Here is a 17,150-nt window from a genome sequence, read left to right as displayed (position 1 = left end):
AGTATTTTTTACGTTCTTCTTATATCAAAAATAAAAAACAGATTTATTATTTTATTTTTTAGGTTTCGATCTTAAAAAGATCAATCCAGCGATAATAATAGTTGCCCCAATAAATTGTAAAACAGTTAATCTTTCACCATCCAAAATACCCCAAGCAATAGCAACGATAGGCATTAATAAGGTTACTGTTGATGCAAATAAAGGAGTGGACACTTTCAGTAATCTATAATTCATCATCATGGCAAGTCCCGTTCCGAATACAGATAATAAACTCACAAACATCAATCCGGTCATATTATCTTGAGAAAAACTAAATGTAGAAAAGAATCCGGTGAGACTTAAAGCGAGTAATGATGGTATAAATAATACAAATGAGAAAACAAAGGCAGACAGCACAGTAGAAGAAACTTCCATGAGTTTTGATTTTACCGTTGTGGTACTTACTGCATAACATAAAGTAGCTAATAACAACAACAGAACAGGAATAATCTTGAATGCAGTGCCCTCACCACCACCAAAAGCCAATAAACACACTCCTGTAAAGCTTATAAAAACTCCAATCACCTGTTGTTTTGTTGTTTCGAACTTCCAGACCAAAGCGCCTACAATAATTACGAAAATAGGCATCATTGAGTTGATAATTCCTGCTATACTACTGGTTATTTCTTTTTCTGCAATCGGAAACAGAAACATCGGAATGAAACTCCCGGTGAACGCTGCTAAAACAAGCCATTTTATATGTTTCTTAGGGAATAGTTTATACTTAGAAATCGCAATCGGCATTAAAATAATTCCTGCAATAAGAACCCTTAAAGCACCGACCTGAAAAGGAGTGAAATGGTCTAAAGATTTTTTAATCAAAATAAAAGATGATCCCCAAATAAGGCTTAATACCACTAAAAGAATCCATTTTTCTTTGTCTGCATTCATTGTTTGTCTGTAATTAATTTTATCAAAAAAAGTTGAATATTTTTTATTCGTTTTTTACAAAACTAATCTTTAAAACCATTGATGAACAACCGAAAAATGGACACATATTTTTAACTCTTCTTATATCAAAAATAAAAGGTAATTTACTTCCTTTAAAACATCAACTCATATCCCCTCTTTTATGTTCAAAAAAGTAAGTCTTCTAGTTCTTCTATGTGCAAGTTTTCTAGTTATAAAAGCGCAGGAAAAAATTCCGTTTAGAATAACAAAACACAATAATATCATTGTAAAAGCTTTGGTAAATGATAAAGATTCTTTGGATCTGATGTTTCAAATTGCCATGGAAGACGCTTCTATTTCTCCTGAACGAAAAAGAAATGCCGACCATATTATTTTTAAAGATAAAGTGAGTGAAAATAACACTGTAAAAATAGGGAAATTCACCTTAAAAAATGTTAAGTTTTCTGACAACGAACTAACCGGACATGAAGCCGACGGAAAAATAGGAACTCAAATGTTCAAAGGGAAAGCTTTTAAAATAGACTATGACAACAATCAGTTTGTGATCTACGACAAAATGCCTGGTGAAAGTGAATTGAAAGGATATGGAGCAACCCTTTTACTTTCAGAACCAGGAACCTTTTATATTGTTGCTGATAATGTGATTGAGGGCAAACAACAGGAAGTTTATTTTCTTATGCAATCTGGATACTCAGGCGGATTGCTTTACAGTAATGAGTTTTCTGATGAAAAACAATTGGATAAAAAACTAAAAATTACAGGTGAAAAAACATTAAGAAATTCTGCAGGGAAAAGTATCGTAACCAAACAGGGGATTTTACCCTTTTTAAAACTAGGAAACATTGTACTAAAAGATGTTCCTGCCGGATTCTTTGTTGGAGATCTTAAAAATCAAACTACCAATTATTTCGGAGCTGATCTTATGAAAAGATTTAACTGGATTTTTGATGATGAAAGAAAAATGGTTTTCTTCAAACCAAGTAAATATTTTTCAGAGCCATATTATATAGTTAAATAAGTACAAACCCCTACTTAAGCACATTATTCCAATAATATAAATCTTTTTGGAGCATTTTATTATCCTTGAAAATAGGATGTTCTCTTCTTTTTATCCTTAAAAAATATCTTTTTAAGGATAAATTTCAGATATAATACTTAAAATCCACAATTAGTGACTGTTTTTTATTTTACATAACAGCAACTATAATTAAAATATTACAGTTAGCAAATAATAGTATTCTAAAAAAGCTTTAGAATATTAATCTCTGTTTATGAATAAATTAGCAAAAAAAATAACCTTATTTTCATTAAAAAAACAATAGTCATAAATTAAATATTTTACTATAAAATCAATACTTACTGTTCATTTAAACATATATGATAAAATAAGTGTATTAAATTTGTGAATAAATCATTTTTTGTTTTAATTTTGCTGTCAACAAATTTTTAATTTTAAACATTCGTTATGAAAAAGAATTTAATGGCATTAATACTGTTTCCCTCAATAGTTTTCAGCCAGGTAGGGATAAACACTACGACACCAACCAACACATTAGATGTTAATGGAGATCTAAGGGTAAGACAAATTGATGTTGCAGCAGAAACCCCGGAATACATCTTGGCACCCGATGCCAATGGAGTGATCACTAAAACTTTAGCCTCATCTCTAGGCGGAGGCGGTGGTGCCGGTGGTGGAAATACTATTGTTAAAACCATTTACAACTCCAGTACTGGTGCTGACGCATCTAAAACTATCGTAGTTGACAATCTTATTTTCAGGATTACTTCTGGAAATACTCCTCAGATAGCACTGATTGACCCGCCAGCAACCGCTACAAAAAAGATTTTATGTAGGGGTAAACCAACAGTATCAAGGCAATGGATACCAATATGATAATAACGCTTTAGACTTCACTACTGCCAACTATGCAACATTCCAAAACTTTGTTCCAGCATCAGCAGGCCCAGGTATGTCTTTTTCGGAATTAAACGTATTACACCTTACCGATGTAGATAAATCCATTTACTATAGAATTACATTTCTTGTAACCGGTACAGCAGCAAATGCGCTTTACACAATGATTGCAGAACGTTTTTAGTTTCAACAATTTTTTAAAAAGTAAGAATGCAAAAATGCATTCTTACTTTTTAACACGAGCATTTTCAACCAAGAATATATCTTATTATGGTATAGGGAAAATTTACGCTCCGCTAATATCCAGCAAAACCTTTTTCCCATTTTCATTAGAAGGGTTTAATTGGATTGATTTTTTATACATTTCTATTGCTTTCGTTTTGTTGTTCATTTTCAGTAATATTTCACCATAACTGTCATAAGCATTCCAACTGTCAGGAAACAGAAAGACATTCAGTTTAAAAATTTCAGAAGCTTCATTCAATTGATTTTTGGCTAACATTCGGTAAGCCCAATTATTAAGTTCATCCTCCTGAATACTCCATTTTGGGTTTTGTTTTTTTTCATTTTTCACAAAATCAATGGCTTTATCAAATCCGATTTTCTTCAGATTTTTTCTAAGATAAGTTAAAGGATCCGCTTTGATGATTTCCGCATTATAACAGCCTGCAATTTCCTCAATAAAATCTTCAGGATAACTTCCCGCTAAATTGGTAAGTACGACCACTGCTAAATTATCGTCCGGATAAATTAAAAACACAGATCGGCTTCCTCCTGACATTCCAATTGCTGTATGGTGTTCCCGAAACTTGGCAATTCCCCAGCCGCGTGTCCAGCTTGTTGCCGTTCCATTATTAAGCTTAATGGGTGACCACATAGTTTGTAATGTAGATGATTTCTGAAATAATTTATTGTTTTGCAAAGCAATGATCCAGTTGGCAAAATCTTCAGACGTACAATTAAGCCCTGCACCCGGAAAAGTAAAATCAGGAAACTCATAATAATCATTAAAAAGCATTTCCTCTTTCAGTGGGCGCCCATCAAGATTTTTTCTGAAACGATAGGTAGGTGAATAATTCGGGATCACCGTTCTAGAATCCCCAAACTGCGTATTTTTCATTCCTACCCTATTGAATTGATTTTGGGTAACGAAATTGACAAACGAATCACCACTTACTTTTTCAATAATTTTTCCTAATAAATAATAATTGGTTTGATTGTAACTCGACTGTTCTCCTGTTTTAAAATTCAAAGGCGATAATTTAATCTTCTCCCACATCGCATTCTCTGTTCTCATTGCTCCAAGACTTCCTGTTGCCGGATCAAGAACACTTAGAATATCAGGAAGGCCAGAAATATGAGTCATCAACTGTTCTACAGTAATTTTTTGCCATTCAGACGGCAAGTTTTCTAAATACTTAGAAATTGAATCGCTTAAACCTATCTTTCCTTGCTCTAACAATTGCATCACCGCCACCGCCGTAAATACTTTTGTCGTAGAATTGATCGGGAAAACCGAAGTGTTTTTTACCGGAAGATTATTCTGGATATTGGCGACACCATATGATTTATTTAAAACAATTTTTCCATTTTGAACAACTGCGATCTGCATTCCGGGAATTTTCCTTTCTTTCATTTCGGTGTTGACAACAGCATCAACATTTGACACTATATTCTGAGATAAACAATACACAGAAAAAAGTATTGCGATGAATGGTAACCTGAATTTCATGCTTAATTTTATTATAAGACAATTGAAACAGGAACTTTCTTACATGGTTTTCTTTTTAAAGTAATTACGATTTTACATTCTAAGCCATTAAAGGAAACTTAACTCCAAAAAAAAAATCCTCTTTGCTATGATTGCAAGAAAGGATTCGTATTTTACTATTGATTATTTAAATTTAAATTTTGTTCATCTGGTCTATTTTGTAATATAGAGAACATTTACACGCCAACCACTCACTTTCAAGAATTGAAAAAACTACCGTATCACGCAAAGAACCATCCGACATGATTTGGTGGTTTCGAAGAACGCCATCCTGCTTTGCCCCCAATCTCGCAATAGCATTCCTCGATTGGAAATTGTACCAATTTGTTCTGAATTCTACCGCAACAGCTTTTAGGACTTCAAATGCATGGGTAAGTAACAATAATTTACATTCTGTATTCACATATGTCTTCTGATAAGATTTTGCGTACCAGGTAAATCCTATTTCCAATCTTCTGTGTTCCGGGGTAGCATTGATATATCTGGTTGTCCCGATAATTTTATTATTTTTTTTATCAATCACCACAAAGGCTAGTCCTTTATCTTGTTTAAAATCATCAATTGCCTTGGCTATATAACTGTCAAAATCATCTTTTTTTGGAATTGAAGTAAACCAAAGGTCTGATAAATCTCCGTCTTCCGAAGCCGCAATAAGATCATTTTTATGAGTTTCACTGATCGGAACAAGTTTTACACGATCCGTCTCTAAAATAATTTCTTTAAACCACATTTCTATTTATATTTTAATTTTCAGAGAACGAAATTATTTAAAATTTGAAAAAAAATACGGCCACAATTTCAAAAATAATTAGGGTTACACTTTTAATAACTCTTATTTTAATGGTCTAGATATTATCAATGATCTTGGAGAAAAATTTCTCCTTATGTAATCCATAAGTTCAATCCTCTTACGATTACCCACTCGCCATTAATTTTTTCCAAAATATATGCCATCCCATCACCATATATTCCGGCAGAATAATACTCTACTTCAATATATGCTTTTTGATGGTCTTTTGAGAAGTAAGGTTTTGTAAATTGATAATATTCATACCGTTTCTCTTTCTCTCTGTCACGCAAGATATTTTCTAGCAAATCAAAATTATATTTCTTTTTTAAAGCATCACTAATTTCTGTTGGATCAGTATTCTGAGATTGCAATAAAAAATATTCATAATCGTCTTTCGTAATTATTTTCTTTAATTTAAAATTTGGCATCCCATCAGCTCCCAATGAAACAAATAATCTTTCAAATTGTTTAGGGGTTGCATCTGTTAAAGACATTTCCGTTTCTTTTAATTGTCGCACAATTTTATCAGTATCATTCTTTAGAACTTTGGCTCTATTACTTTCAATAATTTTGGTAATAATCAAATCTGTATCAATTTTATGAACATCAGCTATAGATTGACTTGAGCATGTTATAAAAATGAATATAAAAAATAGTAACAATTTGGTTTTCATATAGTTTTTGATAGTAGGAAAAGTACTGGCTCTAAAGTTATGAAAAGTTCAACTATAGTTTCATACTGTCTTTTTGATGACATTATTTAATTTGGAATAATACATATTTTATAAATTTGTTTAAAACAAAAAGAGATGGAATCTGTTACTTTAAAAAACATTAATGAAATACTCAAAGATACTCCCCAAAGCACCTTAGAAAGGGTTTTAGATTATATTGACGGCATCTTAGAAGATAAGAGCAATGAATTTAAACTTTCTGAAGAACAAAAAGAAAGTCTAAATAAAATTAAACAGAGGTCTTATAATCAACACTCTGAAATTGATACCTTTCTCAATGAAATGAGTTCAAAATATGGGATATAATTTCTATTTTTTTCATCAAATTCTTTTGTCTTGAAACAAAAGAAACAAAAATTCAAGACTTGGAAACTTTCGCTAAAAATTAAATCTATTCTCTAAAAATTCTAAAACTTGCGCGAATTCAACATCTGTTCTTCGGTTAACATTTGTCTCGCGCTTCAAACAATAGAATTTTCTTAACGTTCATAGAATTAATTTTTTTAACGCTACATTTTCCTATGTCGTAAAAACAAAACACACCTTAAAAATTAAGATCTATTTTTAAGAATCGGTGATAGCTATTTATATTATTCCCAATGATTCAATTTTCACCAAACAAAAATCCTCGCAAGAAAACTTACGAGGATTAAATTTATATTTTAGTTTCGAAACTACATCGTCTCCATTTTGAAAGTCATGCTCTCGATAACTTTTAAGATGGCTTCAACCGTATCCATTGATGTTAAACAAGGAACACCGTTTTCAACACTCATTCTTCTGATTTGGAAACCGTCTCTTTCAACTTGTTTTCCTTTCGTCATGGTGTTTACAACATATTGTACTTTTCCTTTTTGGATTAAATCGATCAGATTTACACTTTCTTCTCCAATTTTGTATCCTATTTTACAAGGAATTCCTTGTTCAGCAAAGAATTTAGCCGTTCCTTCCGTTGCCCAGATTCTGAAACCAACTTCATGGAATCTTGCTGCTAAATCAGCTGCTTCCTGCTTGTGTTTGTCTGCTACCGTAAATAAGATTGAACCGTGCATCGGAACTTTTCTTCCTGCTGCAATCAATCCTTTGTAAAGAGCTTTTTCCAAAGTCGTATCTTTCCCCATAACCTCTCCTGTAGACTTCATTTCTGGTCCTAGAGAGATATCAACTTTCGTTAGTTTAGAGAAAGAGAATACAGGAACTTTTACAAAGACTCCTTCTTTGTTCGGAACCAATCCGTTTTTGTATCCTAAGTCTTTCAGTTTTTGACCCAAAATAGCTTTTGTCGCTAGATTTGCCATTGGAACTTCCGTGATTTTAGATAAGAAAGGAACCGTTCTTGATGAACGTGGATTTACTTCGATCACATAAACATTCCCATCAAGTAAAACATATTGGATATTCATTAATCCAATCACATTTAAACCTTTAGCTAGTCTTTCAGTATAATCTACTAAAATATCCAGTTCTGCCTGAGTAACATTTTGTGGTGGATACACTGCAATTGAGTCTCCTGAGTGAACTCCGGCTCTTTCGATGTGCTCCATAATTCCTGGAATCACTACCGTTTCACCGTCGCAGATTGCATCTACTTCAACCTCTTTTCCTGTGATATAACGGTCTACTAAAACGGGTTGATCCGGGCTTGCTTCTACCGCAAACTCCATATAATGCGCCAATTCGCTTTCTGTGTACACAATTTCCATGGCTCTACCTCCTAGCACGTAGCTCGGGCGAACCAATACCGGATATCCGATTTCGTTGGCAATTTTTATCGCTTCTTCTTTTGAAGTTGATGTTTTTCCTAAAGGCTGAGGAATCCCCATTTCCTGAAGTGCTTTTTCAAACTTATCTCTGTTTTCAGCTCTGTCAAGATCTTCCAGTGAAGTTCCTAAGATTTTCACTCCATAGCTTGCCAATTTATCTGCCAAGTTAATTGCTGTCTGACCTCCGAACTGAACCACAACTCCCATTGGTTTTTCAAGATCAATGATGCTCATTACATCTTCTTCCGTCAACGGTTCGAAGTATAATTTATCTGAGATAGAGAAATCTGTAGAAACTGTTTCCGGGTTATTATTGATGATAATTGCTTCGTAACCCAATTCTTTGATTGCCCAAACCGAGTGTACCGTAGCATAATCAAACTCAACTCCCTGACCAATTCTGATAGGTCCTGAACCTAAAACAATTACTTTTTGTTTATCTGAAACTACACTTTCATTTTCTTCTTCGTAAGTTCCGTAGAAATAAGGTGTTTCACTTTCAAATTCTGCAGCACACGTATCTACCATTTTGTAAACCGGTACTACCCCATTTTCTTTTCTGAAGTTATATACTTCTCTTTGTTTAGACTCCCATAAGTGAGCGATATTCTGATCTGAGAAACCTAATTTTTTAGCTTTAATTAAAATTTCTTTGTCGAATTTATGTTCAGCAATTACTTTTTCGAAATCAACTAATTTCTTTAATTTCCAGATGAAGAATTTATCAATCTTACTCCATTCTACGATTTGTTCCCAGTCGTACCCTCTTCTTAAAGCATCACAGATGATAAACAATCTTTCGTCATCACAAACTCTGATTCTTCTTTCGATATCTTCATCTGTAAGTGCTGCCGCCTGTTTTGTTTTTAAGCCTAAATGTCTCAATCCTGTTTCCAACGAGCGAACTGCTTTCTGTAAAGACTCTTCGAAGTTTCTTCCGATGGCCATTACTTCTCCCGTTGCTTTCATCTGAGTAGACAATCTTCTGTCCGCTGTTTCGAATTTATCGAATGGGAATCTTGGGAACTTCGTAACCACGTAATCCAAAGCTGGTTCAAAACAAGCGTATGTTTTACCGGTAACAGGATTCATGATTTCATCTAACGTTAATCCCACCGCGATTTTAGCAGCAATCTTAGCGATCGGATATCCCGTTGCTTTTGATGCTAAAGCTGATGAACGAGAAACTCTCGGGTTAACTTCGATGATATAATATTCAAATGAATGCGGATCTAAAGCCAACTGTACGTTACATCCTCCTTCAATTCCCAGTGCTCTGATGATTTTTAGAGAAGCATTTCTCAATAACTGGTATTCTCTGTCTGAAAGCGTCTGAGAAGGCGCCACAACAATAGAATCTCCTGTGTGAACCCCAACAGGATCTATATTTTCCATGTTACAAACTACAATCGCGTTGTCGTTTGCATCACGCATTACTTCGTATTCAATTTCCTTGAAACCTGCAATTGATCTTTCGATAAGACACTGCGTAACCGGGCTGTATTTTAATCCTAATTCTGCAATTTCCTTTAATTCAGCTTCAGTAGCAGCAATTCCACCTCCTGTTCCCCCATCGTGAAGGCAGGACGAACAATTACCGGATAACCAATTTCATTTGCGAAATCAATTGCTCCCTGTACGGTCGTTACGATATCAGACTCAGGAACCGGTTCGTTCAACTCTCTCATCAATTCACGGAACAAATCTCTGTCTTCCGCTCTGTTGATGGCAGAAAGCGTCGTTCCCAACACCTCAACCTTACATTCTTCAAGAATTCCTGATTTCTCCAATTCTACCGCCATGTTCAACCCTGTTTGTCCACCAAGAGTTGGTAAAAGTGCATCTGGACGCTCTTTTCTGATGATATGACTTACAAACTGAAGAGAGATCGGCTCGATATATACTTTATCCGCAATCTCCACATCCGTCATAATCGTTGCAGGGTTTGAGTTGATCAAAATAACCTTGTAGCCTTCTTCTCTCAAAGACAAACAAGCCTGCGTTCCTGCGTAATCAAATTCTGCTGCCTGACCAATGATGATAGGTCCTGAACCGATTACTAAAATTGTTTTTATATCGTTTCTTTTCATTTTTTCTTTTTTTATTATTCCATGGATTTCATCCGTGGCTATTATTATTGAACCATTTCATGGTTCTGATTCATATTTTTGTTGGGCAGCCACGAAGTGGCTGAATTTCAATAGCCGTAGGTGAAACCTATGGATTTGATAGTTAAATCATATTTCACACAACCCATGAAATGGGTTGAATAGTATTTACCACAGATATTTTTCATCAAATTCAACTCCATTAGATTGTAGCAAATTTTTATATTCAATCTCAAAAGATTCATTTTCATGATGTTCTTTTTGGTTTTTAATATAATTAATGATCATATCTTTTTCTCTTTCCGAATAAGTAAATGCACCATAACCATTTTGCCATTCTTCAAAATCAGGAAATAATCCGCTTTGTTTTATCCACAAGTTACTTGAAACCTTTATGTCTTTTACAAAACTGCTTAAGGAAACTGATGGATGTAAATCTGTAAATAAATGAATATGATCCGGCATTCCATTAATCCTATAAAGTGTACACTTTTTATTTTTAACAATTCCCCAAATGTATTTATATAATTGATCTTCATTCTCCATATTTAGCACAGGTTTTCTGTGCTTCGTACTAAATACAATCTGATAATATATTTGGCGAAAAGTTGACATTTTTATCTATTTAAACAATCTTGTAATCTATTGATTCTTCTTATTCTTAAAATCTTCCATTAAGTGAATGAAATCATCAAATAAATAATTTGCATCTTCAGGACCTGGGCTTGCTTCCGGGTGATACTGAACTGAGAAACAAGGGTGAATTTTGTGTTTCAATCCTTCGTTGGTTCTGTCATTTAATGCAATGTGTGTTTCGATTAGGTCTGTTCCTTTTAAACTTTCCTGATCTACTGCATACCCATGATTTTGAGAAGTGATCGCCACTTTATTTTTCTCTAAATCTAACACCGGGTGATTTCCTCCTCTGTGACCGAATTTTAACTTGAACGTTTTTGCGCCACAAGCCAAACCTATTAATTGATGTCCTAAACAAATTCCGAAGATTGGAACTTTCCCTAGTAACCCACGGATCATTTCTAATGCATGCTGATTGTCTTCAGGGTCACCAGGACCGTTTGAAAGCATAATCCCATCCGGATCCATTAATAAAATCTCTTCTGCTGTTGTATCTTGCGAAACTACAATGATGTCGCAGTTTCTTTGAGACAGCTCTCTGATAATTCCTAATTTAGAACCAAAATCTACCAAGACAACCTTGAAACCTCTTCCCGGGTTTGCATAAGGTGTTTTTGTAGAAACCATTTCTACTTGATTGGTTGGGAAAGTTGTTGATTTTAATTCGCTAATTACTGAATTTTCATCCGTATCATCATTAACGATTTTTCCTTTCACCACACCATAATTACGAAGAATTCTTGTCAATCTTCTTGTATCAATTCCTGAAATTCCTGAAAGGTTTTTCTTTTTGAATAACTCATCCAACGTCATTTGCGTACGGAAATTAGACGGTAAATCGCAAACTTCCTTTACAATAAGACCTTTAATAGCAGGCTCGATACTCTCATAGTCATCTCTATTAATCCCATAGTTTCCGATAAGCGGATACGTCATGCAAACAATCTGACCGCAGTATGAAGGATCAGAAATCAATTCCTGATAACCTGTCATTCCTGTATTGAAAACCACCTCTCCTGCAGTTTCCAATTCTGCTCCGAAACCTTCTCCATGAAATACTTCACCGGACTCCAGTATTAATTTTTTCTTCATTTTTTTATTTAGATTTTCTTTTTATACTTTCTTTACCATGGATTTCATCCATGGCTATTAATATTTCGCCCCTTCGAGGCTTATATAGCTTTTAACTTTGTTCTTTTTATTTAAATGTATATCCTTGTGCTTCCAAAGATTCTTTAAGGATTGCCATTCTCGCAAAAACTCCATTCTGCATTTGCTTGAATATCCTTGAACGTTCACATTCTACTAAATCTGTATCAATCTCCACCCCTCTGTTAATTGGCGCAGGATGCATAATGATAGCTTCTTTTTTCATCGCTTGTTCTCTTTCTTTCGTCAAACCATATTTTCTATGGTAATCTGAAGCTGAGAAACTCATTTTCGCATCATGTCTTTCATGTTGAATTCTTAATAACATTAAAACGTCAACATCTTTTATCATTTCATCTACAGACAAGTACGTTCCGTTGATTAAAGCTCCCTCATCAAACCAATCTTCCGGTCCTGAGAAATATACTTTAGCCCCTAGTCTTCTTAATGCTTCTGCATTTGAATTGGCCACTCGGCTGTGTTTTACATCTCCCACGATTCCTACTTTCAATCCTTCAAACTTTCCGAATTCCTGATAAATTGTCATCAAATCCAGCATACATTGTGAAGGGTGATTTCCTCTTCCGTCTCCTCCATTAATTACGGGAATCTTGATCTCGTTGAGTTCATCAAAATAACGGTCTTTCTTATCTCTTACCACCACTAAGTTTACCCCTATACTTTCAATTGTTTTTATGGTGTCGTATAAACTTTCACCTTTGTTTACAGAACTGTGGGAAGCATCGAAAGGAACCACCTGTAAACCTAGTTTTCTTTCGGCAACATCAAAGCTCGTTTTTGTTCTTGTACTGTCTTCAAAAAAGAGATTTGAGCAAAAAACTTCTCCTTCAATTTTAGCAGTTTTTCCATTGGCAAAAGCAAGAGCTTCTGCAAGTATACTGCTGATTCTCTCGGTACTTAGTTCTGTAATTGTAAACATAATATCTTAATTTTTTACATAAAAAAAGCGAAGACAAAAATCTTCGCTTAATAACAATAAATATCGTAAAGGGCGTTGTCGCCCGGTAATTCTAATGATATAAATACTTTTTTATTCATTAGGTGCAAAGATATAGTATTCTGACGAATTGACAAAACTAAAAGCCTAAAAAAATTAAAAACCTTAAGTATTATTTATTTCCATTTTTTCTTAATATTTTTGTTACATCTCAAATTGATTCTATGGATGCTAAAGACAAAATGATTCTCAGTATTATTCAGGAAGACTCTACTTTTTCTGTGAAAGAAATTTCCGAAAAAATAGGTCTTACCTTTACTCCTACGTATGAACGAATCAAACAGCTGGAAAAACAAGGGATTATTGAGAAATATGTCGGTCTTTTAAACCGTGAAAAACTAGGCTTAAATATTGTCGTGTATTGCAATGTCCGCCTCAAGGAACAGTCACAGAAAGTGCTTGAAACCTTTGAGAAAAACATTGAAAAACATGATGAAGTTCAAGAGATCATCAGTCTTTCAGGTGAATACGATTATATGCTTAAAATCATTGCAAAGGATATTAATTCTTATAATGAATTCGCCGTCAATATTATTTCAAACATACCTAATATCGGACAATATCACAGCTCAATCGTTCTTCACGAGGTTAAAAAATCAACTAAGTTTAAGATTGATTTAGGGTAAATCAAACCTGTTGCTAATAAATTAAAGACACTTCGACTTCGCTCAGCATGACATTTCTAATACTAACTTTTTTTATTAGCGATTCATTTGTAACGGTGTCATGCTAAAAGAAGTCGAAGCATCACATGAAAATTTTCAACCCAATAACTTGTTTTTCAGTTTATTAAACTGATATTCTATTTTATCTAAGCAGAGATTCCCTATACTTCCCAGATGGGTATGGTTTAGGTTTCCTATTTCAAAATCAAACTCATTATTTTCAATCTCCTGCCCTACTTTTACATAAGCATCACGGAATGAACTTCCATTTTTCACCTCTTCATTGATCTTCTCTACACTGAAAAGATACTTATACTTTTCATCCTCCAAAATACCATCTCTCACCTCAATGTTAGGCAATGTATAACTCAAAATCTCAAGACATTCTTTTAGAGAATCAATCGCAGGGAACAAAATTTCTTTCGTCAACTGTACATCTCGGTGATAGCCAGACGGAAGATTATTCGTCAATAAAATCAATTCATTCGGTAATGACTGAATTCGATTACATCGAGCTCTTACCAATTCAAAAATGTCAGGATTTTTCTTGTGAGGCATAATGCTGCTTCCTGTCGTAAATTCCTTTGGAAAACTTATAAAATTAAAGTTCTGACTTAGATATAAACAAACATCATAGGCAAATTTCCCCAACGTTCCCGCTAAGGTTGCCATCGCCATCGACAACATTTTTTCCGACTTTCCACGCGTCATTTGAGCATACACCGAATTATAATTCATCGATTGAAAACCTAAATGGTATGTCGTACTTTCACGATCAATCGGAAAAGAAGAACCATATCCCGCAGCTGAACCTAAAGGATTTTTATTAATGATATTCTTCACCGAAAATAACATTTCAACATCATCTAACAAGGCTTCTGCATAAGCTCCAAGCCACAATCCAAACGATGAAGGCATTGCAATCTGCAAATGCGTATATCCGGGAAGTAAAACATTTTTATGCTGATCTGCCAGCTTGATTAAAATTTGAAAAAACTCATTTGTTAAAGACGTAATCTCACGAATCTCATCCAACAAATATAATTTAATATCCAATAAAACCTGATCATTTCTTGATCTTGCCGTATGAATTTTCTTTCCTGTATCGCCTAACTTTTCAATCAAAATAGACTCTACCTGAGAGTGAATATCCTCTGCCTGTTTATCTATTTCAAAAGTTCCGTTCTCGATATCTTCTAAAATCTCTTCCAAAACAGATAGCATCTGCTTTGATTCTTCATTGGAAATAATTCCAACTTCTGCCAACATTTTACAATGTGCCATGGAACCTTTAACATCGTATTTCGCTAAACGCTCATCAAAATCAAGATCTTTCCCGACTGTAAATTTGTTGACTAATATATTGGTGGCAAGGTTATCCTTCTGCCATATCTTTTTCATATTTTTTTATTTAAAAATTTAGTTTGTTTTAATCACCCAGCAGGACATCCTTATTATTTTGTACAAGCTTTAAACATTTCCACATGTTAAAAGTCTTTCATTTTTAATTCAATTTTTGCATAAATCTTTATTAAAAATATCCAAACTTCATTGCCTGCTGAGTGTAGTTAAAACAGTAAAAAACTAACTAAAATCAAATCTTTGAGATAGAAGTTTGAAACTGGAGGCTAGAAGCTAATTACTAACCGTAAAAAACTCCAACATTAAAGCTCCATTCTATCTTTTTATATATTTTTAATTGAAAGCTGAAAGCGAATAATCAACTACAAAACCTCCATCATTCCGCTTCCTACTTTCAACTTATAAAACTTTTTCTAAAATCTGGATGTAAACATCAATTCCTTCTTTTATTTCATCAATATAGATGTATTCATCCGCAGTGTGAGAGCGCCTACTGTCCCCAGGACCCATTTTCACAGATGTACACGGAATAATTGCCTGATCGGATGAAGTTGGCGAACCATAGCTTGTTCTCCCGATTTCAAGCCCCGCCTGTACAAACGGATGTTCCATTTCTATTTTGGAAGAATTCAACCTGAAAGATCTCGCTGTTAAAGTTGATTTCATCTGAGATTGAATGATTTCAAACGCCTCTTCATTGGAATATTCATCCGTAACCCTAACATCCAGAGTGAAAGTACATGATTCAGGAACTACATTATGCTGAACACCGGCATGAATTCCAGACAACGTAACTTTAACTTCACCCAAATAATCCGAAACTTTTGGAAATTTAAAGCTTAAAATTTGTTGTAAATCGTCCATGCATTTCATAATCGAATTATCATTATTCGGGTGAGCGGCATGAGAAGGAGTACCTTTCATTTCCCCATCGATAACTAAAAGTCCTTTTTCCGCGATTGCCAAATTCATCTGCGTTGGTTCTCCTACAATGGCAAACCCGATAGTTGGTAGTTGGGGAAATAAAGCTTCAATTCCATCAAAACCTGAAATCTCCTCCTCAGCCGTCAAGGCAATAACTAAATTATATTGTAAATCTTCTTTCCCATAAAAATGTAAAAAAACCTGCGCCATAGAAACCAAAGAAGCTCCGGCATCATTACTTCCCAATCCAAACAGCTTCCCATCTTTTTCAATCGGTAAAAAAGGATCCAAAGTGTATGCTTTATTAGGTTTTACTGTATCATGATGTGTATTCAATAAAACTGAAGGTTTGGAAGCATCGAAATTTTTGTTCACCGCCCAAATGTTATTTTTAAAACGTTTAGTAGGAATATGATTCTTTTTGAAAAAGTTTTCAATTTCTACAGACGTATTAAATTCATCTTTGCTGAATGAAGGAGTCTCAATCAGTTTCTTTAATAATTCAACCGCATTGCTGAGCAACTCTTCTTTACTATAAATAAATTTCAGTTCCTGCATGATGATTTTCTATATGATTTTTTAATTGGGTTTCTTTAATTAAGAACACCTTATTTACATTATTTTTTACAGCAGCCAAAGCATTTTCTAATTTTGGCAAAATCCCTTTATGAAGCTTTCCTTCTCTTTTTAAAACAGAAAACTCATCTTCTGAAACACTTGGTATTACTGATTTTGGATCTTCAACATCTCCTAAAACTCCTTCTTTATCAAAACAGTACAACAATTCTACATCATAAATACCGGACAAAGCCTGAGCGATTACTGACGCAATGGTATCTGCATTGGTATTGAGAAGATTACCTTTTTTATCGTGCGTAATGGCAGAAAAAACAGGAATCAAATCTAAATTAATAAATTCTGAAAGAAGTTTTTCATTAATACTTTCTTTCTCAATATCTCCTACAAACCCAAAATCAATTTCGGGATGATTTCTTTTCTTAGCCTGAATAATATTTCCGTCAGCTCCTGAAAAACCAATTGCATTACAATTTTTCTGCTGAAGTTTCGCGACAATATTTTTATTGATACTTCCCGCATAAACCATCGCTACAATATCTAACGTATCTTTATCTGTAATTCTTCTTCCGTTGATCATTTTTTGTTCAACCCCCAACTTATCAGCCAATGTTGTTGCTAATTTTCCGCCGCCATGAACCAAAATTTTCTTCTCACTGATCTCCGAAAACTGTTCTAAAAATTCATTCAACAATTTCTCATCGTCAATCAGAGCACCTCCTATTTTTATGATGTATATTTTTTGTTTCATTGTAAACGCTTTTGAGATTTACAATCCTTATCAAGGA

15 protein-coding genes and 1 pseudogene are annotated in these 17,150 nt (G+C 34.1%); 4 read left to right on the top strand and 12 right to left on the bottom strand.

Annotated elements, in window-relative coordinates; genetic code table 11:
- Nucleotides 1-51: 51 nt before the first annotated feature.
- On the bottom strand, nucleotides 52-930 hold the full coding sequence (locus tag AMQ68_RS11855) for a DMT family transporter (RefSeq protein ID WP_054510847.1): 879 nt from the start codon (nucleotides 928-930) through the stop codon (nucleotides 52-54).
- A 181-nt stretch (nucleotides 931-1,111) separates the two neighbouring features.
- Here AMQ68_RS11855 and AMQ68_RS11850 point away from each other — a divergent pair, with 181 nt between their 5' ends.
- A complete protein-coding gene (locus AMQ68_RS11850; protein ID WP_054510846.1) occupies nucleotides 1,112-1,969 on the top strand; it encodes a hypothetical protein in 858 nt (285 codons plus the stop codon).
- Nucleotides 1,970-2,403: 434 nt separating this feature from the next.
- Here the strand turns inward: AMQ68_RS11850 and AMQ68_RS25325 are convergent, their stop codons facing one another.
- Nucleotides 2,404-2,667: a hypothetical protein gene (locus tag AMQ68_RS25325; protein WP_160317987.1), complete on the bottom strand. Its 264-nt coding sequence runs from the start codon at nucleotides 2,665-2,667 to the stop codon at nucleotides 2,404-2,406.
- 98 nt (nucleotides 2,668-2,765) lie between these two features.
- Here AMQ68_RS25325 and AMQ68_RS25095 point away from each other — a divergent pair, with 98 nt between their 5' ends.
- Entirely contained in the window at nucleotides 2,766-3,050 is a 285-nt protein-coding gene (locus AMQ68_RS25095; RefSeq protein WP_123905680.1) for a hypothetical protein, read from the top strand.
- 102 nt (nucleotides 3,051-3,152) lie between these two features.
- Here AMQ68_RS25095 and AMQ68_RS11840 read toward each other — a convergent pair whose 3' ends face one another.
- From AMQ68_RS11840 to AMQ68_RS11830, 3 genes are all read right to left on the bottom strand, one after another.
- On the bottom strand, nucleotides 3,153-4,598 hold the full coding sequence (locus AMQ68_RS11840) for a serine hydrolase (protein ID WP_082384041.1): 1,446 nt from the start codon (nucleotides 4,596-4,598) through the stop codon (nucleotides 3,153-3,155).
- Between the two features lie 172 nt (nucleotides 4,599-4,770).
- A complete protein-coding gene (locus tag AMQ68_RS11835; protein ID WP_054510843.1) occupies nucleotides 4,771-5,367 on the bottom strand; it encodes a GNAT family N-acetyltransferase in 597 nt (198 codons plus the stop codon).
- A gap of 152 nt (nucleotides 5,368-5,519) precedes the next feature.
- Complete coding sequence (locus AMQ68_RS11830) at nucleotides 5,520-6,101, bottom strand: hypothetical protein (protein ID WP_054510842.1); 582 nt, start codon at nucleotides 6,099-6,101, stop codon at nucleotides 5,520-5,522.
- A 135-nt stretch (nucleotides 6,102-6,236) separates the two neighbouring features.
- Here AMQ68_RS11830 and AMQ68_RS11825 point away from each other — a divergent pair, with 135 nt between their 5' ends.
- Nucleotides 6,237-6,467, top strand: a complete 231-nt coding sequence (locus AMQ68_RS11825; protein WP_054510841.1) for a hypothetical protein — start codon at nucleotides 6,237-6,239, stop codon at nucleotides 6,465-6,467.
- Between the two features lie 368 nt (nucleotides 6,468-6,835).
- Here the strand turns inward: AMQ68_RS11825 and carB are convergent.
- From carB to AMQ68_RS11805, 4 genes and pseudogenes are all read right to left on the bottom strand, one after another.
- Nucleotides 6,836-10,014, bottom strand: a pseudogene (gene carB, locus AMQ68_RS11820) (carbamoyl-phosphate synthase large subunit).
- Between the two features lie 186 nt (nucleotides 10,015-10,200).
- Nucleotides 10,201-10,647 carry an IS200/IS605 family transposase gene (tnpA, locus tag AMQ68_RS11815; protein WP_054510840.1) on the bottom strand — a complete coding sequence of 149 codons (447 nt, stop codon included), beginning with the start codon at nucleotides 10,645-10,647 and terminating at the stop codon, nucleotides 10,201-10,203.
- A 27-nt stretch (nucleotides 10,648-10,674) separates the two neighbouring features.
- Nucleotides 10,675-11,760: a carbamoyl phosphate synthase small subunit gene (locus AMQ68_RS11810; RefSeq protein WP_054510839.1), complete on the bottom strand. Its 1,086-nt coding sequence runs from the start codon at nucleotides 11,758-11,760 to the stop codon at nucleotides 10,675-10,677.
- Nucleotides 11,761-11,866: 106 nt separating this feature from the next.
- Nucleotides 11,867-12,757 carry an aspartate carbamoyltransferase catalytic subunit gene (locus AMQ68_RS11805; protein WP_054510838.1) on the bottom strand — a complete coding sequence of 297 codons (891 nt, stop codon included), beginning with the start codon at nucleotides 12,755-12,757 and terminating at the stop codon, nucleotides 11,867-11,869.
- 242 nt (nucleotides 12,758-12,999) lie between these two features.
- Between AMQ68_RS11805 and AMQ68_RS11800 the strand changes: the two genes are divergently transcribed.
- Nucleotides 13,000-13,461: an Lrp/AsnC family transcriptional regulator gene (locus AMQ68_RS11800; protein ID WP_054510837.1), complete on the top strand. Its 462-nt coding sequence runs from the start codon at nucleotides 13,000-13,002 to the stop codon at nucleotides 13,459-13,461.
- A gap of 135 nt (nucleotides 13,462-13,596) precedes the next feature.
- On the opposite strand, the gene argH is transcribed toward AMQ68_RS11800, so the two are convergent.
- From argH to argB, 3 genes are all read right to left on the bottom strand, one after another.
- Nucleotides 13,597-14,901 carry an argininosuccinate lyase gene (gene argH, locus AMQ68_RS11795; protein ID WP_054510836.1) on the bottom strand — a complete coding sequence of 435 codons (1,305 nt, stop codon included), beginning with the start codon at nucleotides 14,899-14,901 and terminating at the stop codon, nucleotides 13,597-13,599.
- Nucleotides 14,902-15,261: 360 nt separating this feature from the next.
- Nucleotides 15,262-16,344: a M20 family metallo-hydrolase gene (locus tag AMQ68_RS11790; RefSeq protein WP_054510835.1), complete on the bottom strand. Its 1,083-nt coding sequence runs from the start codon at nucleotides 16,342-16,344 to the stop codon at nucleotides 15,262-15,264.
- A complete protein-coding gene (gene argB / locus AMQ68_RS11785; protein ID WP_054510834.1) occupies nucleotides 16,319-17,113 on the bottom strand; it encodes an acetylglutamate kinase in 795 nt (264 codons plus the stop codon). The genes AMQ68_RS11790 and argB overlap by 26 nt, the downstream gene beginning before the upstream one ends.
- Nucleotides 17,114-17,150 lie beyond the last annotated feature (37 nt).

The organism is Chryseobacterium sp. ERMR1:04 (genome assembly GCF_001297705.1).
Taxonomy (GTDB): Bacteria; Bacteroidota; Bacteroidia; order Flavobacteriales; family Weeksellaceae; genus Chryseobacterium.
The sequence above is the reverse complement of the archived record's forward strand: the minus strand, read 5'-3'. Positions and strand labels throughout refer to the sequence as shown.